23 protein-coding genes are annotated in these 23201 nt (G+C 73.5%); 8 read left to right on the top strand and 15 right to left on the bottom strand.

Annotation, left to right across the window (positions count from 1 at the left end):
* Window positions 1–13 precede the first annotated feature (13 nt).
* The gene (locus LN652_RS01635; protein WP_230442977.1) at window positions 14–598 is read left to right on the top strand and encodes a methyltransferase domain-containing protein; all 585 of its coding nucleotides are present in this window, start codon (window positions 14–16) and stop codon (window positions 596–598) included.
* Between the two features lie 25 nt (window positions 599–623).
* Here LN652_RS01635 and LN652_RS01630 read toward each other — a convergent pair whose 3' ends face one another.
* Entirely contained in the window at window positions 624–1904 is a 1281-nt protein-coding gene (locus LN652_RS01630) for an acetyl-CoA C-acetyltransferase (RefSeq protein WP_230442976.1), read from the bottom strand.
* A 130-nt stretch (window positions 1905–2034) separates the two neighbouring features.
* On the opposite strand from LN652_RS01630, the gene LN652_RS01625 reads away from it, so the two are divergent.
* The gene (locus LN652_RS01625) at window positions 2035–3369 is read left to right on the top strand and encodes a 3-oxoacyl-ACP reductase (protein ID WP_230442975.1); all 1335 of its coding nucleotides are present in this window, start codon (window positions 2035–2037) and stop codon (window positions 3367–3369) included.
* Window positions 3369–4250, top strand: coding sequence for a MaoC/PaaZ C-terminal domain-containing protein (locus tag LN652_RS01620; protein ID WP_230442974.1), 882 nt, complete (start codon window positions 3369–3371; stop codon window positions 4248–4250). Before LN652_RS01625 ends, LN652_RS01620 begins: the two co-directional genes overlap by 1 nt.
* Before the next feature lie 41 nt (window positions 4251–4291).
* Here LN652_RS01620 and LN652_RS01615 read toward each other — a convergent pair whose 3' ends face one another.
* Window positions 4292–5158, bottom strand: a complete 867-nt coding sequence (locus LN652_RS01615) for an acyl-CoA thioesterase (RefSeq protein ID WP_230442973.1) — start codon at window positions 5156–5158, stop codon at window positions 4292–4294.
* Window positions 5158–6114: a PAC2 family protein gene (locus LN652_RS01610; protein WP_230442972.1), complete on the bottom strand. Its 957-nt coding sequence runs from the start codon at window positions 6112–6114 to the stop codon at window positions 5158–5160. The genes LN652_RS01615 and LN652_RS01610 overlap by 1 nt, the downstream gene beginning before the upstream one ends.
* A 118-nt stretch (window positions 6115–6232) precedes the next feature.
* On the opposite strand from LN652_RS01610, the gene LN652_RS01605 reads away from it, so the two are divergent.
* The 4 genes from LN652_RS01605 (at window position 6233) to LN652_RS01590 (ending at window position 11376) form a co-directional block, all read left to right on the top strand.
* On the top strand, window positions 6233–7447 hold the full coding sequence (locus tag LN652_RS01605) for a thiolase family protein (protein ID WP_230442971.1): 1215 nt from the start codon (window positions 6233–6235) through the stop codon (window positions 7445–7447).
* Window positions 7444–9534, top strand: a complete 2091-nt coding sequence (locus tag LN652_RS01600; RefSeq protein WP_230442970.1) for a 3-hydroxyacyl-CoA dehydrogenase NAD-binding domain-containing protein — start codon at window positions 7444–7446, stop codon at window positions 9532–9534. The genes LN652_RS01605 and LN652_RS01600 overlap by 4 nt, the downstream gene beginning before the upstream one ends.
* 232 nt (window positions 9535–9766) lie before the next feature.
* Complete coding sequence (locus tag LN652_RS01595; RefSeq protein WP_230442969.1) at window positions 9767–10303, top strand: SigE family RNA polymerase sigma factor; 537 nt, start codon at window positions 9767–9769, stop codon at window positions 10301–10303.
* The gene (locus tag LN652_RS01590) at window positions 10300–11376 is read left to right on the top strand and encodes a WD40 repeat domain-containing protein (protein ID WP_230442968.1); all 1077 of its coding nucleotides are present in this window, start codon (window positions 10300–10302) and stop codon (window positions 11374–11376) included. The genes LN652_RS01595 and LN652_RS01590 overlap by 4 nt, the downstream gene beginning before the upstream one ends.
* A 71-nt stretch (window positions 11377–11447) precedes the next feature.
* On the opposite strand, the gene LN652_RS01585 is transcribed toward LN652_RS01590, so the two are convergent.
* From LN652_RS01585 to LN652_RS01545, 9 genes are all read right to left on the bottom strand, one after another.
* Window positions 11448–12944, bottom strand: a complete 1497-nt coding sequence (locus LN652_RS01585; protein WP_230442967.1) for an amino acid permease — start codon at window positions 12942–12944, stop codon at window positions 11448–11450.
* An 85-nt stretch (window positions 12945–13029) separates the two neighbouring features.
* Complete coding sequence (gene dxs / locus LN652_RS01580; RefSeq protein WP_230442966.1) at window positions 13030–14934, bottom strand: 1-deoxy-D-xylulose-5-phosphate synthase; 1905 nt, start codon at window positions 14932–14934, stop codon at window positions 13030–13032.
* A gap of 16 nt (window positions 14935–14950) precedes the next feature.
* A complete protein-coding gene (locus tag LN652_RS01575; protein ID WP_230442965.1) occupies window positions 14951–15886 on the bottom strand; it encodes an SMP-30/gluconolactonase/LRE family protein in 936 nt (311 codons plus the stop codon).
* Window positions 15883–17160, bottom strand: coding sequence for an NUDIX domain-containing protein (locus tag LN652_RS01570; RefSeq protein ID WP_230442964.1), 1278 nt, complete (start codon window positions 17158–17160; stop codon window positions 15883–15885). Before LN652_RS01570 ends, LN652_RS01575 begins: the two co-directional genes overlap by 4 nt.
* 20 nt (window positions 17161–17180) lie before the next feature.
* Complete coding sequence (locus LN652_RS01565; protein WP_230442963.1) at window positions 17181–17597, bottom strand: hypothetical protein; 417 nt, start codon at window positions 17595–17597, stop codon at window positions 17181–17183.
* Window positions 17598–17629: 32 nt separating this feature from the next.
* A complete protein-coding gene (locus LN652_RS01560; protein WP_230442962.1) occupies window positions 17630–18223 on the bottom strand; it encodes a GNAT family N-acetyltransferase in 594 nt (197 codons plus the stop codon).
* A 3-nt stretch (window positions 18224–18226) separates the two neighbouring features.
* Entirely contained in the window at window positions 18227–18631 is a 405-nt protein-coding gene (locus LN652_RS01555; RefSeq protein WP_230442961.1) for a YjbQ family protein, read from the bottom strand.
* Between the two features lie 9 nt (window positions 18632–18640).
* Window positions 18641–19165, bottom strand: coding sequence for an SRPBCC family protein (locus LN652_RS01550; RefSeq protein WP_230442960.1), 525 nt, complete (start codon window positions 19163–19165; stop codon window positions 18641–18643).
* A 3-nt stretch (window positions 19166–19168) separates the two neighbouring features.
* Entirely contained in the window at window positions 19169–19468 is a 300-nt protein-coding gene (locus LN652_RS01545; RefSeq protein WP_230442959.1) for a thiamine-binding protein, read from the bottom strand.
* Between the two features lie 139 nt (window positions 19469–19607).
* Between LN652_RS01545 and LN652_RS01540 the strand changes: the two genes are divergently transcribed.
* Window positions 19608–20444 (top strand): alpha/beta fold hydrolase, encoded by an 837-nt coding sequence (locus tag LN652_RS01540; protein WP_230442958.1) that lies wholly within the window; start codon window positions 19608–19610, stop codon window positions 20442–20444.
* A gap of 100 nt (window positions 20445–20544) precedes the next feature.
* Here the strand turns inward: LN652_RS01540 and LN652_RS01535 are convergent, their stop codons facing one another.
* The 3 genes from LN652_RS01535 to LN652_RS01525 are packed head-to-tail and all read right to left on the bottom strand — an operon-like array spanning window position 20545 to window position 23081.
* Window positions 20545–21198 carry a DUF3105 domain-containing protein gene (locus LN652_RS01535; protein ID WP_230442957.1) on the bottom strand — a complete coding sequence of 218 codons (654 nt, stop codon included), beginning with the start codon at window positions 21196–21198 and terminating at the stop codon, window positions 20545–20547.
* Between the two features lie 4 nt (window positions 21199–21202).
* A complete protein-coding gene (locus tag LN652_RS01530) occupies window positions 21203–21721 on the bottom strand; it encodes a SigE family RNA polymerase sigma factor (RefSeq protein ID WP_230442956.1) in 519 nt (172 codons plus the stop codon).
* A complete protein-coding gene (locus LN652_RS01525; protein WP_230442955.1) occupies window positions 21708–23081 on the bottom strand; it encodes a hypothetical protein in 1374 nt (457 codons plus the stop codon). Before LN652_RS01525 ends, LN652_RS01530 begins: the two co-directional genes overlap by 14 nt.
* Between the last annotated feature and the right edge of the window lie 120 nt (window positions 23082–23201).

Here is a 23201-nt window from a genome sequence, read left to right as displayed (position 1 = left end):
TCAGGAGCACGACATGGGAATCGGCTATGCCACGGCGTACCGCACCGGGATCATCCCCTGGGAGAAGGCGAGCCGCACCGGCCTGCCGGTCCTCGAACGCCTCCTCGACCGCGAGGAGGCCCTCCGCCCCGACCGGATCCGACGGGCCATCGACCTCGGGTGCGGTCGCGGGGCCCACACCAAGCTGCTGCTCGACCGGAAGTGGGACGCCATCGGCGTCGACGACGTCCGGCAGGCCGTCGACACCGCCGTGCGCCGCAACGGCCTCGACGACGCGCGGTTCGTCATCGGCGACGTCCGGCACCTCGTGCACTCCGGGGTCGGCACGTCCTTCGACCTGTTCCTCGACGTCGGCTGCTTCCAGGGCCTCGACGCCGCGGGTCGCACGCAGATGGCCGACGGCATCACCGAGCTGGCCCAGCCGGACGCGACCGTGCTGGTCCACGCCGCCGCGCCCCAGCGCTGGCCGCGCACCTCCCGCGGGGCGGACCGGAGCGACCTCGAGCAGGCGTTCCGCGGGTGGACGGTGACCGAGCAGGTGCCCGAGGCGTCCGACCCCGACGACGCGGGCACCTGGTTCCGGCTCGTCCTGTCCTGACGGGCAGCGGCCGGCCGGCGCCGGGTCAGCGCTCGAGGATCGCCACGACGCCCTGCCCGCCGGCGGCGCAGATCGAGACCAGCGCGCGGCCCGACCCTCGCTGCGCGAGCAGCTTCGCGGCCACGGGGAGGATCCGCCCGCCCGTCGCGGCGAACGGGTGGGCGGCCGCCAGCGAGGACCCGTTCACGTTGAGCCGGTCGCGGTCGATCGCGCCCAGCGGCGCGTCGAGACCGAGCCGCTCGCGGCAGAACACCGGGTCCTCCCAGGCCGCGAGGGTGGCCAGGACCTGCGACGCGAAGGCCTCGTGGATCTCGTAGAAGTCGAAGTCCTGGAGCGTCAGCCCGTTGCGCGCCAGCATCCGCGGGACGGCGTACGCCGGCGCCATCAGCAGGCCCTCGTGGCCGTTGACGTGGTCGACGGCGGCGGTCTCGGCGTCGACGAGGTGGGCCAGGACCGGCAGGCCCCGCTCCTCGGCCCACGCGTCGGTGGACAGCAGCACCGCCGAGGCGCCGTCGGACAGCGGCGTGCTGTTGCCGGCGGTCATCGTCGCCGCGGAGCCCTTGCCGAAGACCGGCTGGAGGGTGGCGAGCTTCTCGACGGTCGAGTCCGGGCGCAGGTTGTTGTCCCGCTCGACCCCGCGGAAGGCGGTGACCAGGTCGTCGTGGAAACCCTCGTCGTAGGAGCGTGCGAGGTTGCGGTGCGACCGGGCCGCCAGCGCGTCCTGGTCCTCGCGGGCGATCCGCCACTCCAGCGCGGTCAGCGCGGCGTGCTCCCCCATCGACAGGCGCGTGCGCGGCTCGCCGTTCTGCGGGATGTCGAGCCCGATGTCACCGGGCCGGATCGAACCGAGCGCCTTGAGCCGGCCGACGGGGTCCTTGGCGGCGTTGACCTTCATCAGCTTGCGGCGCAGCCGGTCGCTGATCGCGACCGGGGCGTCCGAGGTGGTGTCGGTGCCACCGGCCACGCCGGCGTCGATGACGCCCAGCGCGATCTTGTTCGCGACCTGGATCGCCGCCTGCAGGCCGGTGCCGCACGCCTGCTGGATGTCGGTGGCGGGCGTCTCGGGTGCGAGCCGGGACCCGAGCACGGACTCGCGGGTGAGGTTGAAGTCGCGCGAGTGCTTGAGCACCGCGCCCGCCACGACCTCGCCCAGCCGCTCACCCCGCAGGTCGAACCGGTCCACCAGGCCGTCGAGCGCGGCGGTCAGCATCTCCTGGTTGGAGACGCCGGCGTAGACGGTGTTGGAGCGGGCGAACGGGATCCGGTTGCCGCCGACGACGGCGACGGGACGGGTGGTGGGCTGCATGTTCCTATCCTTGCCGGTGGTGACGCGCCCGCCAACGACGTGAGGGGCACGTCACGAAATGTGGACACCCAGTCGAACACTGAGTTACACACGACTCGTCCGTCCCCCAGGCACAGGAGAACACCGTCCCATGACCGACCGCTACCAGGGCTTCGCGTCCTCCCCGATCGGCCGGCTGCTGGTCCGGAACCTGGGCCTGCCGAACCCCACCCCGCTGGAGCGCTGGCGCGACGGCGCACCGCTCGTCGACGGGCTCGTCGTGGTCGGCGGCGAGGGACGCCTCCGCGCGTCGCTCCCGGCCACCCTCGACGGCCTCGGGATCGCCTCCGCGGCCTCGCTCGAGGACGGCGCACGCGCCAAGGCGCTCGTCCTCGACGCCACGGGGATCACGGACACCGCCGGGCTGGTGGCGCTCCAGGAGTTCTTCACCCCGCTGCTGCGACGGCTCGAGACCTGCCCCCGCGTCGTCGTGCTCGGCACCCCGCCGGAGCAGCGCACGGGCTCGGAGCGGGTCGCGCAGCGGGCGCTGGAGGGATTCACCCGCTCGCTCGGCAAGGAGCTCGGGCGCGGCGGCACCGTCCAGCTCGTCCAGGTCGCCCCCGCCGCCGACGGCGCGCTCGCCTCCACGCTCGCGTTCCTCCTCTCCCCCAAGTCGGCCTACGTGTCCGGCCAGGTCGTACGCCTCGGCGCGCACGGCTCGACCGCCGCCGGCGAGGTGGCGGACTGGTCCCGCCCGCTCGACGGCCGGGTCGCGCTGGTCACCGGCGCCAGCCGCGGCATCGGCGAGGAGATCGCCCGGGTCCTCCACCGCGACGGGGCCATCGTCGTCGGCGTCGACGTGCCGCAGGCGGCCAGCGAGCTGCAGACGCTGATGGCCGAGCTCGACGGCGACCACCTCGTCCTCGACATCACCGCCCCCGACGCGCCCCAGCGGATCGCCCACCACCTGCGCGAGCACCACGGCGGGGTCGACGTGGTCGTCCACAACGCCGGCATCACGCGCGACCGGCGGCTGGCCAACATGGACGACGCCCGCTGGGAGAGCGTCATCGCGGTCAACCTCACCGCGCCCGAGCTGATCACCCGCGAGCTGCTGTCGTCCGGCGTGGTCAACGAGGGCGGCCGGATCATCGGCGTCGCCTCGATCGCCGGCATCGCCGGCAACGTCGGCCAGACCAACTACGCGACCTCCAAGGCGGGCGTCATCGGCCTCGTCGAGAGCCTGCGCGACGAGCTCCCCGACGGCACGACGGTCAACGCCGTCGCGCCGGGGTTCATCGTCACGCAGATGACCGCCGCGGTGCCGTTCGCGACCCGCGAGGTCGGCCAGCGGCTCAACGCGATGGCCCAGGGCGGCCTGCCCGTCGACGTCGCGGAGACCATCGCGTGGTTCGCCAGCCCCGGGTCGGGCGCCGTCAACGGCAACGTCGTGCGGGTCTGCGGACAGATGATGCTGGGCGCCTGATGGGCACCGCGCGCACCTTCACCGGAGACCCCGGCGGCGTCGTGACCCTCGTCCGGGCCGCGCTCCCCGCCGTTCCCGGCGTCAACCTGCTCCCCGGTGTCCGCAAGGCTCCCGCCCAGGGGTTCGGCGGACTGACGTGGGACCGCCCGGGCACGGTCGTCGAGCGCGCCCACGTGGAGGCGTACGCCTCCGTCTGCGGCTTCCCGCGCCGCGACACCGTGCCGGTGACCTACCCGCACCTGCTGGCGTTCCCGCTGCACATGGCCGTCATGTCCGACCCGGCGTTCCCCTATGCCGCGCTCGGCATGGTCCACGTCGAGAACGTGATCACCGCCCACCGCGACATCGCGGTGGGTGAGCGGCTCGACGCCCGCGTCTCCGTCGGCGCGGCGCGGCCCCACGCCCGCGGCGCCCTGCTCGACTTCGACACGACCGTCCGGTCCGCGGGCGACACCGTGTGGGAGTCCCGTTCGACCTACCTGCGCCGCGGGGCGCGCGTCGACGGCGTCCCTTCCGCCGGGCTGGTGATCCCCCACCAGCCCACCGGCGGCACGCAGTGGCGGCTGCCGGCGGACCTCGGTCGCACCTACGCCGCGGTGTCGGGCGACGCGAACCCGATCCACCTCTACCCGCTGACCGCCCGCGCCCTCGGCTTCCGCCGCCAGATCGCCCATGGCATGTGGACCCTCGCGCGCTCGGTCGCGGCCGTCGAGAACCGGCTGCCGGCAGCGGTCACCGTCGAGGCCGTGTTCCGCAAGCCGGTCTTCCTGCCCGGCACGGTGGCCTACGCCGCGCGCCGTGACGACGACGGGTGGGTCTTCGCGCTGACCGACCCGCGCGACGACTCCCCGCACCTCGTCGGCCGTACGTCCCCGGCCTGAGCCGGCCCTGGCCGGCCCCGACCCTGCCCAGGCTCCGCAGGTCAGTCGCGCGGCTCGCGCACCCGGATCAGGCCCTCCTGGGCGACGGTGGCGACGAGCTCGCCCGACTGCGAGAAGACGCGCGCGAGGGCCAGCCCGCGCGCCCCGCCGGCGAAGGGCGAGAACTGGTCGTAGAGCCACCACTCGTCGGCCCGGAACGGCCGGTGGAACCAGATCGTGTGGTCCAGCGACGCCGGCTGCAGCCGCGGTGAGGCGATGTGGATCCCGTGCGGGACGAGTGCGGCGCCGAGCAGGGTGAGGTCGCTGGCGTAGGTGAAGGCGGCGGCCTGCACCGTGGGGTCGTCGGAGAGCCGGCCGTCGACCCGGATCCAGAGCCGGGCCCGCGCCGGGTGGTCGGGGTCGTCGGGGAGGCCGCGGCCGGTGATCCCGACGTGCCGGACGTCGAGCGCCGACCACTCGCGCTCCCAGTGCTCGGCCGCCTCCGGGCCGCGCTCGCGGGCGATCTCGACCAGCGGCAGGCCCTGCTCGGGCGGCACGACGTCGGGCATCCGGTCCTGGTGCTCGAGGCCCGGCTCAGGGATCTGGAAGTTGGCCGTCATGTAGTAGATCGGCCGGCCGTGCTGGCGGGCCGAGACCCGGCGGGTCGCGAAGGAGCGCCCGTCGCGGATCCGCTCCACGTCGTAGACGATCGGCACGGCGGGGTCGCCGGGGCGCAGGAAGTAGGAGTGCAGCGAGTGCTGGACGAAGTCGCCCTCGACGCTGCGGGTGGCGGCGACCACGGCCTGCGCGGCCACCTGCCCGCCGAACACGCGCTGGCGCTCGGTGCGGGCCTGGCCGCCCCGGAACAGGTCGACCTCGAGCTGCTCGAGCTCGAGCAGGCCGGCGAGCTCGGCCGCGCTGCCGGCCATCAGCGGTCCTCCCAGCCGGCGGTGTCGTCGTCGCCCTCGCCCTTGCCGGGCTCGTCGAGCTCGGCCAAGAACGCCTCGAAGGCGCTGCCGATCTCCTCGCCGGTGGGCAGCGGGCCGTCGCCGGCGAGCAGCGAGGAGCCGGACGCCTCGGCCTCGCGGAAGGAGTCGTACTGCTGCTCCAGCCCGCGGACCACCTCGCCGACCTCGTCGTGGGAGGCGAGGTAGCGGTCGACCTCGGTCTCGGTGATCTCGGCGGCCTCGCGGACGTCGCCGAGGTCGATGGTGAGCCGGCCGCCGATCTCGAGGTGCTCGAGCAGGACCAGCGCGGCCTGCGGGTACTCCATCTGCGCGAGGTAGTGCGGGATGTGGGCGACGTAGCCGAGCGCGTCGAGCCCCCACTCGCCCAGCCGCAGCTCCAGCAGCGCCTGCGCGCTCGCCGGGATCCGCAGCTCGCCCTGCCACGGGCTCTCGCCGGGCACCAGGTCGGGACGGTTGGCGTGCGGGGTGATCGCGATCGGACGGGTGTGCGGCACCGCCATCGGCACCGCACCGAGGCTCACCGTGCGCGTGACGCCGAAGTGCTCGACGACCTCACGCACCGCACGGGCGAAGGCCTCCCAGCGGATGTCGGGCTCCGGGCCGGTCAGCAGGAGGAACGGGGTGCCGCCGGTGTCGCGCAGCGCGCGGACGACCAGGCGCGGCGCCTCGTAGTCGGCGTAGTGGTCGCGCACGAAGGACATCGGCGGGCGACGGGCGCGGTAGTCGTGCAGGGCGTCGACGTCGAAGGTGGCCACCACCTTGCCGTCGCCCTGGCCGCGACCGAGGGCCGCGAGGTGCGAGGCCGCGAGCTCGGCTGACTTCCCGGCGTCGAGGAAGCCGGTGAGCACGCACACCAGCGTCAGGTCGCCGCCCGACACCTCCGCGTCGTCCACGATGTGCACGAGTCGTTCGACCATGGGTGCAGCCTAGTGAGTCGCGCCTGGTGACCCGACACACACCCGCGTGTCTGGGCAGGCATTGTTACTCAGGGGTAACGTGATCCCACCCTGTCCGTACTCCCACCAGGAGCAGCCAGTGCCCCGTCCCCAGCGTGAGGTCGTCTTCGTCGACGGCGTGCGCACCCCGTTCGGCAAGGCCAAGGGCCAGTACGCCGAGACGCGCGCCGACGACCTCGTCATCAAGTGCATCCGCGAGCTGATGCGCCGCAACCCGTCCCTCCCGCCCGAGCGGGTCGACGAGGTGGCGCTCGCCGCCACGACCCAGATCGGCGACCAGGGCCTCACCATCGGCCGTACGGCCGCGCTGCTCTCCGGCCTGCCGCAGAGCGTGCCGGGCTACTCGATCGACCGCATGTGCGCGGGCGCGATGACCGCGGTGACCAACACCGCGTCCGGCATCGCGTTCGGCGCCTACGACGTCGCCATCGCCGGCGGCGTCGAGCACATGGGCCGCCACCCGATGGGCGAGGGCGTCGACCCCAACCCGCGGATCCTGTCCGAGCGGATCGTCAACCCCGACGCGCTCGTGATGGGCAAGACGGCCGAGAACCTGCACGACCGCTACCCCACGATCACCAAGCAGCGCGTCGACGAGTACGCCGTGCGCAGCCAGCGCAAGACCAAGGCCGCCTACGACGCCGGCAAGATCCAGCCCGACCTGGTGCCGGTCGCGACCCGCTCGGCCGACGCCGGGTGGGGCCTGGCCACCCTCGACGAGCCGATGCGCCCCGAGACCACCCTCGAGTCGCTCGCCGGGCTGAAGACGCCGTTCCGCTCGCACGGCAAGGTGACCGCCGGCAACGCCGCGGGCATCAACGACGGCGCCACGGCCGCGCTGCTCGCCGACGAGGAGACCGCGCGCGAGCTCGGCCTCCCGGTCAAGATGCGCCTGGTGACCTACGCCTTCGTCGGCGTCGAGCCCGAGGTGATGGGCGCCGGCCCGATCCCGGCCACCGAGAAGGCCCTGCGGCTGGCGGGCCTCACCATCGACGACATCGACGCCTTCGAGGTCAACGAGGCGTTCGCCGTGCAGGTGCTGGCCTTCCTCGAGCACTACGGCATCGCCGACGACGACCCGCGCGTCAACCCGTACGGCGGCGCGATCGCCATGGGCCACCCGCTGGCCTCCTCCGGCGTGCGGCTGATGAACCAGCTCGCGCGGCAGTTCGAGGAGCGCCCGGAGGTCCGCTACGGCCTCACCACCATGTGCATCGGCATCGGCATGGGCGGCACCGTGATCTGGGAGAACCCGCACTGGCAGGGCTCGACGGAAGAGGGAGACACCAAGTGAGCACCACCCCCGACAACACCGCCCTGCTCGAGCGCGCGCGGGCGATCGTCTCCGACGCCGAGCGCGTCACGCAGGCCCACCTGCGCAAGGTCACCCTCCCCGGTGTCACCTTCGGCCTGATCACCCTCGACAACGGCGAGGACCACACGAAGCCCAACACCTTCGGGCCCGCCTCGCTGCTGTCGCTCGACGCCGCGATCGACGCCGCGCTGGCCGACGACTCGGTCGACGCGATCGCGGTCACCGGCAAGCCGTTCATCCTCGCCGCGGGTGCCGACCTCACCTCGATCCAGGGCGGCGGTCCCGACGCCGTGCGCACCGTCGCCGAGCTGGGCCACGCGGTCTTCCGCAAGCTCCGCGACGGCGGCAAGACCTCGTTCGGCTTCGTCAACGGGCTCGCCCTCGGCGGCGGCCTCGAGGTCGCACTGCACTGCGACTACCGCACGATCATGGACTCCGCGCCGGCGGTCGGCCTGCCCGAGGTCATGCTCGGCCTCGTCCCCGGCTGGGGTGGCGCCTACCTCGTGCCGAACCTCGTCGGTGCCGACAGGGCGGTCACGCTGATCGTCGAGAACCCGCTCAACCAGGGCAAGACCCTCACCGGCCAGAAGGCCTTCGAGATGGGCCTGGCCGACGCCGTGTTCAACGGGGCCGACTACCTCGAGCAGTCCCTGCTGTGGGCGGCCTCGGTCGTGCGCGGCGAGACCGTCGTGGAGCGGCCCGAGGTCGACCGCGGCGAGGCCTGGGACGCCGCGATCGAGCGCGCGAGGGGCATCGTCGCCAGCAAGACCGGCGGCGCCTCCCCCGCGGCCGCGAAGGCCGTCGAGCTGATCGCCGCGGCCCGCGACACCGACCGCGACGCCGGCTTCGCGGCCGAGGACGACGCCCTCGAGGCGATGTCGAAGACCCCCGAGCTGCTCGCGTCGCTCTACTCCTTCGACCTGGTGCAGAAGCGTGCCAAGCGCCCTGCCGGTGCGCCCGACCGGTCGCTGGCGCGTCCGGTGACGAAGGTCGGCATCGTCGGCGCGGGCCTGATGGCCAGCCAGCTCGCGCTACTGTTCGTCCGCCGCCTCGAGGTGCCGGTCGTGCTGACCGACCTCGACCAGGAGCGTGCCGACAAGGGCGTGGCCTACGTGCACGCCGAGATCGACAAGCTGCTCGCCAAGGGCCGGATCAACCAGGACAAGGCCAACCGCCACAAGGCGCTCGTCTCGGGCGAGACCGACAAGCAGGTCGCCTTCGGCGACGCGGACTTCGTGATCGAGGCCGTCTTCGAGGAGATGTCGGTCAAGAAGACGGTGTTCGCCGACGTGGAGAAGGTCGTCAGCGCGGAGTGCGTGCTGGCCACCAACACCTCCTCGCTGTCGATCACCGAGATGGCGTCCGACCTCGAGCACCCCGAGCGGGTCGTCGGCTTCCACTTCTTCAACCCGGTCGCGGTGATGCCGCTGCTGGAGATCGTCAAGGGCGACGCCACCGACGACGCCACGCTAGCGACCGCCTTCGCCACCGGCAAGGCGCTGAAGAAGACGACGATCCTGGTCAAGGACAGCCCGTCGTTCATCGTCAACCGGCTGCTCGGCCGGTTCATGAGCGAGGTCGGCCGGATCGTCGACGCGGGCACGCCGCTCCAGGTCGCCGACGGCGCGTTCGCCGGCGTCGCGCCGATGCCGCCGTTCTTCCTGCTGTCGCTGGTGGGTCCGGCGATCGCGCTGCACAACAACGAGACGCTCAAGGGCGCGTACCCCGACCGGTTCTACGTCTCCCCCGCGCTCGAGCGCGTGGTGGCGGCGAAGAAGTCGTCGTACTACCTCCCCGACTTCTCCATCGACCCGGAGGTCGAGGCGCTGCTGGAGAAGCCGGAGCAGCCGGTGGTGCTCACCGCCGAGGAGGTGCGGGCCAGGACCCTCGCCGGCCTCGCCGAGGAGGCGCGCCTGATGCTCGACGAGGGCGTCGTGTCGGCCCCGCAGGACATCGACCTGGCGATGATCACCGGCGCCGGGTTCTCCTTCTGGAACGGCGGGCTGACGTTCATGCTCGACGTCGCCGGCATCTCCGAGCAGGCGACGGGCCAGCGCTTCCACTGATCGTTCGCTGACCCACGGCACCATCCCTCGGGCGGTGGCCCACCCACATTCCGCAGGCCGGAAGTGTGGGTGGGGCACCGCCCGTCGGCGTGTCCCGCCCCGACACGCCCGCTGGCGGTGACCCAGCCACATTCGCCGGCCGCAGAATGTGGCTGGGCCACCGCCCGACGAACCGGATCGCGTGGTCAGATCGTCGGTAGGGGTGACCCACTCCCACCCACGAGGAGCACCCATGACCCGACGCGACCCGGCGGCCTTCGCCGAGTTCGTGGCGGCGCGGTCCGCGGCGCTGCACCGCACGGCCTACCTGATGGTCGGCGATCGCGGCCTGGCCCAGGACCTGCTGCAGGAGGCGCTGACCAGGACGTACGTCGCGTGGCCGCGGCTGCGCGACCCCGGCAGCGCCGAGGCCTACACCCGCAAGGCGATCACGAACACCGCCATCACGTGGTACCGCAGGCGCAGCTGGGGCGAGCGCCCCACCGACACCGTGCCCGAGCGGCGCTCGAGCGCCGACCACGCCGACGACCTGACGACCCGCGACGTGCTGTGGTCGGCGCTCCAGGCGCTGCCGCCGCGGCAGCGCGCCGTGATCGTGCTGCGCTACTACGAGGACCTCTCCGAGGCCCGCACCGCCGAGGTCCTCGGCTGCGCGCCCGGGACGGTCAAGAGCCAGGCCTCGGCCGGGCTCCGCAAGCTCCGTGACCACCTGGGCGAGCGCGCCGACGGCGACCTGCTGCCCCTGCACCTGCTGGAGGCGACCCGATGACCGGGATGCTGCAGGACCTGCTCCACGAGCGCGCCGACGAGGCCGGCGCGCCCCTCGTCGACCTCGAGGCCATCACCCGCGACGGCGAGCGCCGCGTGCGCCACCGCCGCACGGCCGTCCTCGGCGGCCTCACCGCAGCGGCGGTCTCGGTCGTCGCCGGCGTGGCCCTCCTCGGCGGTGGGTCGGGCACGTCGCCCGACTCCGGCCGGGACCGCCTCGCCGACGGCACCGACGCCTCCCCCGTCGCCCTGTCCTGGGTCGGGGGCAGCACGCTCCACCGACCCGGCCAGCCGGACGTCGACCTGGGTGTCGACGTCCGGGCATGGGTCTGGGCGGGCGACGACGTCGTCCTCACCGACTCCGACCTCCGGGTGCTCGTCTGGAGCGGTGGCACGCTCGACGTGGTGGGCGAGGTCGCGAAGCCCCCGAGCGACGACGCCGAGCTGGTCGCGGACGGGACGCGCGTGGCGTGGGCCGACCCGCAGGGCCGGCCCGTACGCCTCGACGTGTCCACCGGGGAGGTGGTGACCGGCCCACGGCTGGCGCGCCGCGACCTGCGCGTCACCGCGATCGACGGGGCGACGGTCTACGCCGCCGGGGCGGACGAGACCCACGTCTGGCAGCCCACCAGCCCCGACGGCTACCAGACCTTCGGCGTGGACCAGGGAGGCGTCGTCATCGACGCCGAGGGCGGCACCCTGGTCCGGGCCATCGGGGACAGGCAGGCGCGGGTCACCGGGCCGGGGGGACGCGTCCTCACGCTGACCACCGACGGCTTCGCGAACCTGTCACCCGACGGCTCCCACGTCGCCTCGGAGAGCGACGACGCAGGCGTGCTCCTCGACACCGACACCGGCGCACAGGTCACCCTGGACACGGGCTTCGAGTGGGCACTGCCCTACCAGTGGCTCGACGACGACACCGTCGTGGTCCTCGGCTTCTCCGGCCTCGACAGCGGCGAGGACGAGGTGCCCCACCTGCTCTCGTGCGAGGTGTCGACCGGCGCGTGCGGCGACGCCGTCACGCTGCCGGGCTCGTTCCAGCTGCCGGTCGGCATCCACTTCGACCTGTGACGAGCCGACGCTCCTGCCCGCGACACGGCGGGCAGGAGCGTCGACCGGTGGGGTACGCGGGTGCAGACCCGTCAGCTCGCGGACTCCGACCCGGCCAGCTCCCCGCGACCGAGGCGGCTGTGCGAGCGGCCGTAGGCGAAGTAGACGACCAGGCCGATCGCCATCCAGACGCCGAAGCGGACCCAGGTCTCGCCGATCAGGTTGAGCATCAGGTAGGTGCACAGGAGCACCGAGAGCGTCGCGACGAGGCCGACCGCGGGTGTGCGGAACGCACGCGGCAGGTCGGGGCGGGTGCGGCGCAGCACCAGCACGCCGACGCTGACGAGGACGAAGGCGAAGAGGGTGCCGATGCTGACCAGGTCGCCCAGGGTCGCGAAGTCCACGAAGCCGGACAGCAGCGCGACGCCGATGCCGGTGATCGCGGTGAGCCGGTACGGGGTGCCGAAGGTCGGGTGCACCTTGGCCAGCGAGGTCGGCAGCAGGCCGTCGCGGGCCATCGCGAACGCGACCCGCGTCTGGCCCATCATCAAGATGAGGACGACCACGGTGAGCCCGATCGTGGCCCCGACCGAGATCACGTTGCCGATCCACTCGACGCCCGCCTTGTCGAAGGCGGTGGCGAGCGGGGCCGCGTCGTCGGGATCGATGTCACGGTAGGACTGCATGCCGGTGATGACCAGGCACACCGCGATGTAGAGCACCGTGACGATCGCGAGGGAGCCGAGGATGCCGATCGGCACGTCGCGCTGCGGGTTCTTCGTCTCCTCGGCCGTCGTGGCGACGACGTCGAAGCCGATGAAGGCGAAGAAGACGATCGCGGCACCGGCGATGACGCCGCCGATGCCGAAGACGGCCGGCTCGAGGCCGAAGATCGAGGTGATCAGCGGCGACTTCCAGAACCCGCCCTCGGCGCCACCGGTCGGCTGGCTGGGCGGGATGAACGGGGAGTAGTTGGCCGTCTTGATGTAGCCGGCGCCCATCACCAGCACGAGCGCGACCACCGCGAGCTTGATCGCCACGATGATCTGGTTGATCCGGCTCGACAGCTTGATGCCCCCGATCAGCACCCCCGCCACGAGGAGCGAGATCAGCACGGCCGGCAGGTTCACGATGCCGTCCCCGGCGGAGGCCAGCGAGGCGGGCACCTCCAGCGGCGTCCCCTCGAGGACGTTCTGCAGGTAGCCCGAGAAGCCCGCTGCGAGCGCGGAGGCGCCCACCGTGAACTCGAGCACGAGGTCCCAGCCGATGATCCAGGCGATCAGCTCGCCGAAGGTGGCGTAGCTGAAGGTGTACGCGCTCCCGGCCACCGGGACCGTGGACGCGAACTCCGCGTAGCAGAGGGCCGCGAGCGCGCAGGCGAGTCCGGCGATGAGGAACGACAGGGAGATGGCGGGCCCGGCGTTCGTCGCGGCGACCAGTCCGGTGTAGACGAAGATGCCGGCGCCGATGATCACGCCGACGCCGAAGATCGTCAGGTCGAGGGCGCCCAGGTTCTTCTTGAGACGGTGCTCGGGTTCCTCGGTCTCGGCGATGGACTGCTCGACGGACTTGGTGCGGAAGACGCTCATCCCTGCAACCTAGGCCACACCGGGGGGCTACCGGCGGGTCACCCCGCGAGCGCGGACACGGCGCGTCGCGGCGCACCGGACGTGCTCAGGCGGTGTGGTCGACCTCGACCAGCGCGTCGCCCTGGTCGAGCGCGGTGACGTCCTCGACGATGCCGCGCGCGATGGTCTGGGCGTCGAGGCCGACCCGGGCCAGGATCGCGTCGCGCTTGGCGTGGTCGAGGAACTCCTGCGGGATGCCGTGGAGCCGGAACGGCGTCCGGACGCCGCCGTCGTTGAGCGTCTGCAGGAGCGTCGCACCGCAGCCGCCGACGCGTCCGTTGTCCTCGACGCTCACGACGAGGCGGTGCTCGCGGGCGAGCTCGACGATCGCCGGGTCGACGGGCTTGACCCAGCGCGGGTCGACGACGGTGACGCCGATGCCCTGCGCGGTGAGCCGCTCGGCCACCTCGACGGCGGTGGTGCACATCGAGCCGACCGCGACGACCAGCACGTCCTGCTCGCCCTCGCGGACCAGCACGTCGGCGCCGCCGGCACGGTCGATCGCCGGGACGTCGGCCGGCGGCGGACCCTTCGGGAAGCGCACCACGGTCGGGGCGTCGTCGACCTCGACCGCCTCGTCGAGGAGCTCGTGGAGGCGGGTGACGTCGCGGGGCGCGGCGAGCCGCAGCCCGGGCACGACCTGGAGGATCGACATGTCCCACATGCCGTTGTGGCTGGCCCCGTCGTCGCCGGTGACGCCGGAGCGGTCGAGCACGAACGTCACGCCGCAGCGGTGCAGCGCGACGTCCATCAGGACCTGGTCGAAGGCCCGGTTGAGGAAGGTGGCGTAGACGGCGAAGACCGGGTGCAGCCCGCCCATCGCGAGGCCGGCCGCGGAGGTGGCGGCGTGCTGCTCGGCGATGCCGACGTCGAAGGTGCGCTCGGGGAACTTCTGGGCGAAGGAGTCGAGGCCGACCGGGTGCATCATCGCCGCGGTGATCGCGACGACGTCGTCGCGGCGCTCGCCGATGCCGACGATCGCCTCGGAGAAGTGGTCGGTCCAGATCTTGCCCTTGGGCTTCTCCGCGCCGGTCTGCACGTCGAACGGGCCCGGGGCGTGGAACTGGTCGGCCTCGTGGCGCATCGCGGGGTCGTAGCCCTGGCCCTTGCGGGTGATGGCGTGCACGATCACCGGGGCCGCGAAGCGCTTGGCGCTGGCGAGCGCCTGCTCCATCGCCGCGCGGTCGTGGCCGTCGACCGGGCCGACGTACTTGAGGCCGAGGTCCTCGAACAGGCCCTGCGGCGCGAGCGCGTCCTTCATGCCCTTCTTCACCGCGTGGAGCGCGTCGTAGGCCGCGTGGCCGACGCCGGGGACGGCGTTGAGCCGCTTCTTGACCAGGTCGAGGACCTGCTCGTAGCGCGGGTTGGTGCGCAGCGACGTGAGCGCGGTCGCGAGGCCGCCGATGGTCGGGGTGTAGGAGCGCTCGTTGTCGTTGACCACGATCACCAGCCGGCTGTTGCGGGCGATCGCGATGTTGTTGAGCGCCTCCCAGGCCATGCCGCCGGTGAGCGCGCCGTCGCCGATGACGGCCACGACGTGGCGGTCCTCGCCCTTGACGGCGTACGCCTTGGCGAGGCCGTCGGCGTAGGACAGCGAGGTCGAGGCGTGCGAGTTCTCCACGATGTCGTGGTCCGACTCGGCCTGGCTCGGGTAGCCGCTGATGCCGCCCTCCTTGCGGAGGGTGCCGAAGTCGGCGTGCCGGCCGGTGACGAGCTTGTGGACGTAGGACTGGTGGCCGGTGTCGAAGACCACGCGGTCGTGCGGGGAGTCGAAGACGCGGTGGATCGCCAGCGTCAGCTCGACGACGCCGAGGTTGGGACCGAGGTGTCCGGAGTTGGTGGCGACGGTCCGGATCATCACGTCACGGATCTCGGCGGCCAGCTCGTCGAGCTGCTCCGGCGAGAGGCCGCGGAGGTCACGCGGAGACGCGATCGAGTCGAGGAGTCCCATGGGGGTTGAGTCTATTTCATGGCAGGTCGACGACCGCCACCGACGGCTCGTGGAGGCTGCCGAGCCACACCCTGCCGTCGTGCTCCCGCACCCCGGTGACCATGTGGTAACCCGGGCCGGCGGCGGGCGCGGGGAGGTCCAGGTCGTGCACGAGGCGGCCGTCGTCGGCGTAGGCCTGCACCCGGATCGACTGCTTCGGCTTCGGCTGCAGCGCCTCCGGGATCCGGGTCACCGCCCGTCGCAGCGCCATCGGCGCCGAGCCCAGCCGCTCCACCAGGGAGTCGACGGGGCTCGCGATGGTCACCCAGACCAGGCCGTCGCTGCCGCGGCTGATGTTGTCGGGGTAGCCCGGCAGCCCGGACACGAGGTGGTCGCGCTCCCCCGCCCTCGACCCGGTGAGCCAGAGGCGTACGACGGTGCGACCGCGGGTCTCGGCGACCGCGACGTAGGACTCGTCGGCGGCCAGCGCGACGCCGTTGGCGAACGCCAGGCCGGTCAGCACGACCGTGACCGAGCCGTCGGGGTCGCGGCGCAGCAGCCGGCCGGTGCGGGTGTGCTGGACGAAGTCGTCCTTCCACCGCTCGACGCCGAAGTGCAGGGAGGAGTCGCTGAACCAGATCGTGCCGTCGGCAGCCACGGCGGCGTTGTTGCAGAACCGCATCGGCCGTCCGTCGACCCGGTCGAGCAGCACCTCGACCGCACCGGTGGCCGGGTGCACCCGCAGCAGACCGCGGTGGGCGTCGCAGACGAGCAGGTGGCCGCCGGGCAGCAGCTCGAGGCCGAGCGGACGACCGCCGGTGTCGGCGACCCGGCGGGCGCTGCCGGAGCCGGGGTCGAGGGCCCAGACCGCCCCGTCCTCGGTGCCGGTGTAGACCACGCCCTCGGCCGAGACGACGACGTCCTCGGCGCCCATCGACGGGACGGGGTGGACGGTGAGGGCGGCTGGTGTCATGGCGCCATGCTGGCGTAGACGTCGCTGCGGAGGAAGGCCGGCACGATCGCCTCCGCCCCCCTGGTCACCCGCAGCGAGGGGACCGTCGCCGGGTCGACGAAGACGATCCGGCGCCCCTCGCGGCAGTCGATGTCGGCGTCGGTGAGGTCGGTGGCGGCGGCGTAGACCCACATCCGGTCCCAGGTGCCGTAGGAGGCGCGGTGATCGTTGGCGAAGGCGCCGACCTCGCGGAGCCGGCCGGCCTCGAGGCGTACGCCGGTCTCCTCCTCGAGCTCGCGCAGCGCCCCCTCGGCCGGCGACTCCCCCGGCTCGAGGTGACCGCCCGACAGCCCCCAGCAGTCCGGGTCGATGCGCGGGTGCTCGTCGCGCTCCTGCAGCAGGATCCAGCCCCGCCGGTCGACCAGGATGACGCCCGCGAACCCTCGTGCGTCCTCGGGCGGCACCGGCGTGTGGTCGACCGCCCAGTCGCGGAGCGCGCCCAGCACCTGCACCGTGGACCGCACCAGCGGCAGGTCGTCGACCGTCGCGGGGTCGACGAACACGATCTGGCGCCCCTCCCGGCAGTCGACGTCGTCGTTGCCCAGCAGGGTCGGGGCGGCGAACGCGTGGTACCGGAAGCGCCCGTGGGGCGACTCGACCCCGAACTCGCCGAGGTCGTGCAGGTCGTCGGGGGCGACCTCGATCCCGGTCTCCTCCGCGAGCTCGCGCACCGCCCCCTGCCGGGGCGTCTCGCCGGCCTCGAGCCCGCCGCCCGGGAAGCACCAGGTGTCGGGCCAGACCGGCGCGTGCTCGTCGCGCTCCTGCATGAGGAACCACCCGCGCGGGTCGACGAGGGTCAGGCAGACGAAGTCGCCGCGGTCCTGGTCGGCACGCCAGGCGAGGACGTCGGGCAGGGTCAGCCGCAGCGCCTGGTGGAGCTGGTCGGCGGAGTACGCCGTGGGATCGGCGAAGCGCAGCTGCCGCCCCTCGCCGCACACGAGGTCGTCGTCGTCGACGTCGAGGCGGACGGCGAACAGCTCGAGCTCGTCCGTCCCGCCGCACGAGTCGCTGCGGAAGCGGTGCACCCCGAGCGAGGCCAGCGCGTCGGGGTCAACGCGCAGCGAGGTCTCCTCCTCGAGCTCGCGGACCGCAGCGGCACGGAAGTCCTCGCCGGGCTCGAGGTCGCCGCCCGGGAGCCCCCAGCGCCCGGGGTCGTGGGGCGCGTCGTCACCCCGCTCCTGCAGGAGCAGCCGCCCGAAGGCGTCGACGACGGCGACAGCAGCGAACCGGTGCATCGCCCGACCCTAGCCAGCGCTCACATCTGCTCGCGGTAGCGCCGCCCGCGCAGCGCGTCCTCGACGAGCCCGACCTCGCGACGCACGCGCACCAGCCGGGCGTCCTCGAGCTGGAACGTCTGGACCGCGGCCCGCACCACCGCCTCGCTGGCCACGTCACGCAGGTCGCCGCGGATGTCGCTGAGCCCGCGCCGGGTCGCGAGCTGCTGGGCCTCGACGTGCAGCACCGCGAAGCGCGCGAGCACCACGGCGTGGCGCATGAGCCCGGGGAAGCGGCGGTAGTCCGGCGGGCAGAGGTCGAGCAGCCACGCGACGGCGGTCGCCTCCCAGTCGGGCGTGTCCGGAGGTCGCACGGGCGGCGGCCACCCGGGCGGCGCCACCCCGCTGTGGCCCGGCGGGGGCTCGGGCTTCCGGCGCGGCTGCGGGGCGGGGAACACCGCCCGAGCATATCGAACGCCTGTTCGATGCGTCAGCGTGCGGTGAGCGTCTCCTCGACCTGCGCGAGCTCCGGGTCGCGCAGGCCGACGAGGTCGAGCCGCCACCAGACGTCGGGGTAGACCAGCCGGCCGGTCATCCAGGGCTCGTGACCGGGCAGGAGCAGGACCTGGCAGGCCGGCTCCGGGATCCGGTCGGACGGCCGCTGCAGGCCGTGGGCCGAGGCGGGCTCCCAGCCCCGGCGGCCGTAGAACTCCGGGGCGCCCTCCAGGAACACGAGCGGCGCGCCGAGCCGCTCGGCGACGGCCGGCACGGCCTCGAGCAGCGCCGTGCCGATCCCGCGGCCCTGCCGGTCCGGCGCGACCGCGAGCGGGCTGAGCACCAGCACGTCGACGAGGCGTTCGCGCGCGTCGACCCAGGCCCGCGAGAGGGCCACGCAGCCGACGACGTCGCCGTCCTCGACCGCGACCAGCTCGACGCCCATGTCCTCGACCCCGCGCAGCCGTGCCATGACGTCGTTGACCGACGCGCCCTGGTCGCCGAACGCGCCCTCGACCACGGCCTCCACGGCCGGGGTGTCGACGTCGCCGGCCTCGCGGACCTCGAGTCCGTCGTGCTCCTGCGGCACCGCTCAGCCCTCCAGGAACGAGAAGCGGACGGTGCGCTCGTCGTTGTCGACGTTGAGGTCCACCAGGCAGATGCTCTGCCAGGTCCCGAGGGCGAGCCGCCCGCCGAGGACCGGCACGGTGGCGTACGGCGGCACGACCGCGGGCATCACGTGCGAGCGTCCGTGCCCGCGGGAACCGTGCCGGTGCCGCCAGCGGTCGTCGGCCGGCAGCAGGTCGGCCAGGGCGGCGAGGAGGTCGTCGTCGGAGCCGGCGCCGGTCTCGATGATCGCGATGCCGGCGGTGGCGTGCGGGACGAACACGTGCAGCAGGCCGTCACCCCGGTCGGCGGCGAAGGCGGAGGCGTCGTCTGTGAGGTCGAGCACCGCCTCCTCTCCCCCGGTCCGGTAGGTCCTCGTCTCGGAGTGCATGCCGCCACGCTAGTCGCGCAGGCGCTCGCGCAGCCCGGCGCCCAGCCCGGCGACGGTGAGCGCGTCGAACGCCCCGCCCACGACCTCGGCCGTGCGTCGGCGCCGCACCGGCCCCAGGCGGAGCCTCAGGTGCAGCCGGGTGCCGTCGCCGGCGGGCCTCAGCAGCAGGCACCAGGTGAGGTCGGTGCGCCCGCGCCGCGAGGTGTAGAGCAGCACGCGGGGCGGCTCGATCGCCGCGAGGGTGAAGGTCGCGTCGGCGCCGCCCCAGTCGGGGATGACGTCGCCGACCTCGTGCACCAGCAGGGCGGGATCGACGTGCCGCAGCGCGCGCCGCGCGGGCGGGACGAACCGCTCGACGCTCCGCGGGAGGTACCAGCCGGCGCGCCGCTTGCCGAGCTGGACCAGCCAGGGCCAGACGGCCTCCGGCGGCGCGGGCAGGTCGAGGCCGCGGTCCATGACGACGTCGGCGTCGACCAGCTCGTCGCCGGGGAGCGACGCCGTCCGCTCCGCCGTAGTAGGCCCGGCCAGGTGCATGGCTCAGTCCCGCAGCGCCTGCTCGACCCGCTCGACCTTCGCGGTGAGCTGCCCCTCGTAGCCCGGACGGATGTCGGCCTTCAGCACCAGCCCGACCCGCGGGGAGACCTCGGCGACGACGTCCACGGCCCGCTTCACCACGGCCATCACCTCGTCCCACTCCCCCTCGATGTTGGTGAACATCGCGTTGGTCTCGCAGGGGAGGCCCGACTCGCGGACCACGCGGACCGCGGCGGCGACCGCGTCGGTGACGGACCCGCTGGGGTCCCCGGACATGGGCGAGAGGGAGAAGGCCACGATCATGCGGCCCACGCTAGGCCACCGCGTCGCGCGCCCGGCGCGCACACCCTCGCGGGTGGGCGGTGCCATCCACGACCGAGCCTACGTTCGAAGCACCCGTGAACGGTCCCGCACCGGCGGGGCCCGGACGAAAGGAACACCCGTGCCCGACGTCACCGCAAGCTCCGGCCTCCTCAGCTCGACCAAGGTCCACGTCGAGGACTCCGGCGGCTCCGGGCGCCCGGTCGTGCTGATCCACGGCTGGCCCCTCTCCGGCGAGTCGTGGAGCGAGCAGGTCGGACCGCTGGCCGCCGCCGGCCACCGCGTCGTCGCCTACGACCGCCGCGGCTTCGGCCGCAGCGACAAGCCCTCGAAGGGCTACGACTACGACACCCTCGCCGACGACCTCGACGGCGTGCTGTCCGAGCTCGACCTCACCGACGTCACCCTGGTGGGCTTCTCGATGGGTGGCGGCGAGGTCGCCCGCTACGTCGCGAAGCACGGCGAGGACCGGATCCACTCGGTCGTCTTCGCCGGCGCGGTCCCGCCCTACCTGATGAAGACCGACGACAACCCCGACGGTCCGCTCACTGCCGAGGCGGCCCAGGAGATGGAGGACGGCCTCAAGGCCGACCGCACCGCGTTCTTCGACGGGTTCACCCGCGACTTCTTCACCGCGGGCGGGGAGCTCAAGGTCACCGAGGAGCAGCGCCAGCAGGCCATCGCGCTGGCGCACCAGAGCGACCAGACCGCAGCGCTGGGCTGCATGGAGGCCTTCGGCACCACCGACTTCCGTGACGACCTCACGAAGATCACGGTCCCGACGCTCGTCATCCACGGCGACTCCGACGGCATCGTGCCGCTCGAGGGGTCGGGCCAGCGCACCCACGAGGCGGTCGCCGGCTCCGAGCTGGTCGTCGTCGAGGGCGCTCCGCACGGCTTCAACGTCAGCCACGCCGAGGAGTTCAACCGGGCGCTGATCGACTTCCTGGCGCGCTGAGCACCCGACCCTCGTCGCCTCTGGACCCTCGCGGTCCCGGGAAGAACTGCGGCCGTACGTCGCCGGCGCGCCGCGCTGGACGTCGTACGGCCGCAGTTCTTCAGGCGTTGGTGCCCTCGCCGGGCAGGGCGCCCTGCGGGTCGGGGGTCCCGCCCTCGCACGACACCCCGAACTCCGGCGCGGTGTGGCCGTCGCCGTACTCCTCGAGGAAGAGCGCGAGGCGCCGGTCGTCGGCGCCGTCCAGGGCGAGCTGCGCGCCCCAGACCGTCACGACGACCGGGGACGGCAGGTCCTCGCGCGGCGACATGATGCCGTTGTCGGGCAGTGCGTCCTCGAGCCGCTGCAGGTCGGACGAGGACAGGGACGGGTCGTGGGTGATCCAGACGGTCCCGTGCTCGAGGTCGTGGACCGCGTTCTCCTCGCGCACCGGCTCGTCGTAGACCCCGCAGTCGAGCCAGATCGGGGCGTGCGGCCCGCCGGCCGGCGGGTCCTGCGGGTAGGCGACGTCGTCGGTGGTGTGGGCGCGGTCCTCGATCTCCCACGTCTGCACCAGGCTCAGGTCGAGGGCGCGACGTGCGTCCTCGTCGCCGCGGATCGCCCGGTCCACCAGCGGGGCGACCAGCGCGCCGCCGAGCACCACGACGGCGAGCGTCGTCGACAGGACCAGCGGCAGCCGGCTGGGCCGCGGCTGCTCCTCGCGTGCGTCCGGGACGGGATCGGCGGCGGGGGCGTCGTGCGCGGCGGGCTCGTCCACCCGCTCAGGCTACCGGCGCGCCCCCGACGCCGGACGACACGTCCGCGGCGTCCTCGTCGACCGGCAACGCCGCCCGGAGCCGCGCGAGCGCGTCACGCGCCTGGGACTTCACGGTCCCCGACCTGATCCCGAGCGTCGCGGCGATCTCCGCCTCGGTGAGCCCCTCGTAGTAGCGCAGCACGAGCACGGCCCGCTGGCGGGGCGCCAGTTCGGCCAGCGCCGCGCGGACGACGAGCAGGTCGTCGTGGTCCGGGGCCTCGGCGAGCAGCTCGGGAAGAACGTCCGCCGGCTGCTCGCGCCAGCGCCGGCGCCGCCAGCGCGAGACGTTCTCGTGCACCATCGTGCGCCGGACGTAGGGCTCGGGATCGTCGCGGATGCGGCGCCAGTGCGGTACCACCTTGACCAGCGTCGTCTGCACGAGGTCCTCGGCGTCCTGGGCGTGCCCGGTGAGCAGGTACGCCGTGCGCAGCATCGCCGCCTGCCGCGCCGCGACGAACTCGGCGAAGCCGTCAGGCGTGGCCACGGCGCCCCCTCGCCGCGTGGGCCAGCAGCAGTGCTGCCAGCGTCGCGAGCAGGAGCCAGCCGCCCAGCTTCTTCGGGTCCGGTGCGAACGGTGCGTCGGGGGCGGGAACGATCTCTCCGGCCCAGGCGTCCGCGGTGACGTGGGGCAGGTTCATCGGGTCACTGAGGTCGACGAGGGGCCGGACCTCGCCGGTGGTGACGTCGACGACCTCGGCCGTGCGCGTCCGCACGTCGTCGGTGGTGAGGACGACGACCTCGTTGGGCGACCGCCACCCGAGCACGGCGAGCGCCTCCACGTCACCGATCGGCTGGACGTCGATGCGGCCGTCGTCGGTCGACGGGGCGGAGACGCGTCCGACCAGCAGGCGTTGGGCGTCGGAGGTCACCGAGGAGGGATCCGGCTCCTCGATGCCTGCGAGGAGTGCACCGTCCGGGCTCATGGACGCGCTGGACCAAGCCTGGTCACGCAGGGGTGTGGCCACCCGGCCGGCCACGCGCACCTCGGTGCCCGTGACCTGGAGCAGCCGTCGCCCCTCCGTGACCACGAAGCCGCCCTGCAACGGACGGGCGGTGTCGAGGCCGGACAGGGCCGCGCCCGGACCTGAGCCGACCTCGGCCCGCTCGTCGGTCGCGATGTCCCACGTCCGGGTCACCACCTCGTAGTTCCCGCCACTCGCAGTGCTGCTCGCGTCCCAGTCACCCCCGGTCCACCACAGGACCGAGCCCGACCACGCCAGGCCGTCGGTCCCCATGCCCCGGGGCGTGTCGCGGGCCCACCGCGCCGTGACTCCCGTGCGCAGGTCGAGGACCGCGACACCGACGACCGGCCGCTCGTCGACACCGCCGTCCCCGAGCGTGGGCACGGGGTCGGGGACCTCACCGGTCAGCCAGTACGCCAGCCGGGTGCCGTCCGCGGACAGCACCGGCATCCGTTCGATGTCGGTCGAGGCCCCGGGGAGGTCGAGGAACCGCGACTCCCCCGTCGTCGCCGAGACGCCCCAGAACGGCGTGCCGTCCGAGAACCAGCCGCTGCTGTAGCCGTACCCGATCGCCGACAGCGGCCCCGGGGCCGCCGCGAAGGAGGGCTCCCACGGGCCCGGCTGGCGGAGGACATCGGGAAGGACCAGACCGGCGTCAAGAGCCGTCACGGCGACCGGCTCCGCCGCGATCCTCAGGACGGGCGGCACCGCCCAGGACCCAAGGCCCGCCAGAACGACGGCGCAGGCTGCCATGACGAGCCAGGTCCGGGCGTGCCGCCGACGTCCGCGCGACCACACCGCGTCCGCGTCGATCCCGGGCGCCGGCGCGTGCGCGGCCAGGCGCTCGAGCCGGGCGGCGACGTCGGTGGGCGGTGCGGACATGGGAGCTCCTCGGTGGTGCGGGCGACAGCCTCACACGTCCACACGCCACGACGCGGGTGATCGGTGGGGTGCGCCCACGGAGAAGTTCCGGAGATGACCGTCGGGCCGCGCCCGGGAGGT

The sequence above is a fragment of the Nocardioides okcheonensis genome, assembly GCF_020991065.1.
In the GTDB taxonomy this organism is placed as follows: Bacteria; Actinomycetota; Actinomycetes; order Propionibacteriales; family Nocardioidaceae; genus Nocardioides; species Nocardioides okcheonensis.
Note: the sequence above shows the minus strand (reverse complement) of the source record. Positions and strands in the feature narration are given on the sequence as shown.

Bases quoted from the DNA above. Each gene is read 5' to 3' on its own strand.
- LN652_RS01635 (WP_230442977.1), top strand. From the start codon at position 14: ATGGGAATCGGCTATGCCACGGCGTACCGCACCGGGATCATCCCCTGG.
- LN652_RS01630 (WP_230442976.1), bottom strand. From the start codon at position 1,904: ATGCAGCCCACCACCCGTCCCGTCGCCGTCGTCGGCGGCAACCGGATC.
- LN652_RS01625 (WP_230442975.1), top strand. From the start codon at position 2,035: ATGACCGACCGCTACCAGGGCTTCGCGTCCTCCCCGATCGGCCGGCTG.
- LN652_RS01620 (WP_230442974.1), top strand. From the start codon at position 3,369: ATGGGCACCGCGCGCACCTTCACCGGAGACCCCGGCGGCGTCGTGACC.
- LN652_RS01615 (WP_230442973.1), bottom strand. From the start codon at position 5,158: ATGGCCGGCAGCGCGGCCGAGCTCGCCGGCCTGCTCGAGCTCGAGCAG.
- LN652_RS01610 (WP_230442972.1), bottom strand. From the start codon at position 6,114: ATGGTCGAACGACTCGTGCACATCGTGGACGACGCGGAGGTGTCGGGC.
- LN652_RS01595 (WP_230442969.1), top strand. From the start codon at position 9,767: ATGACCCGACGCGACCCGGCGGCCTTCGCCGAGTTCGTGGCGGCGCGG.
- LN652_RS01590 (WP_230442968.1), top strand. From the start codon at position 10,300: ATGACCGGGATGCTGCAGGACCTGCTCCACGAGCGCGCCGACGAGGCC.
- LN652_RS01585 (WP_230442967.1), bottom strand. From the start codon at position 12,944: ATGAGCGTCTTCCGCACCAAGTCCGTCGAGCAGTCCATCGCCGAGACC.
- dxs (WP_230442966.1), bottom strand. From the start codon at position 14,934: ATGGGACTCCTCGACTCGATCGCGTCTCCGCGTGACCTCCGCGGCCTC.
- LN652_RS01575 (WP_230442965.1), bottom strand. From the start codon at position 15,886: ATGACACCAGCCGCCCTCACCGTCCACCCCGTCCCGTCGATGGGCGCC.
- LN652_RS01570 (WP_230442964.1), bottom strand. From the start codon at position 17,160: ATGCACCGGTTCGCTGCTGTCGCCGTCGTCGACGCCTTCGGGCGGCTG.
- LN652_RS01555 (WP_230442961.1), bottom strand. From the start codon at position 18,631: ATGCACTCCGAGACGAGGACCTACCGGACCGGGGGAGAGGAGGCGGTG.
- LN652_RS01550 (WP_230442960.1), bottom strand. From the start codon at position 19,165: ATGCACCTGGCCGGGCCTACTACGGCGGAGCGGACGGCGTCGCTCCCC.
- LN652_RS01545 (WP_230442959.1), bottom strand. From the start codon at position 19,468: ATGATCGTGGCCTTCTCCCTCTCGCCCATGTCCGGGGACCCCAGCGGG.
- LN652_RS01525 (WP_230442955.1), bottom strand. From the start codon at position 23,081: ATGTCCGCACCGCCCACCGACGTCGCCGCCCGGCTCGAGCGCCTGGCC.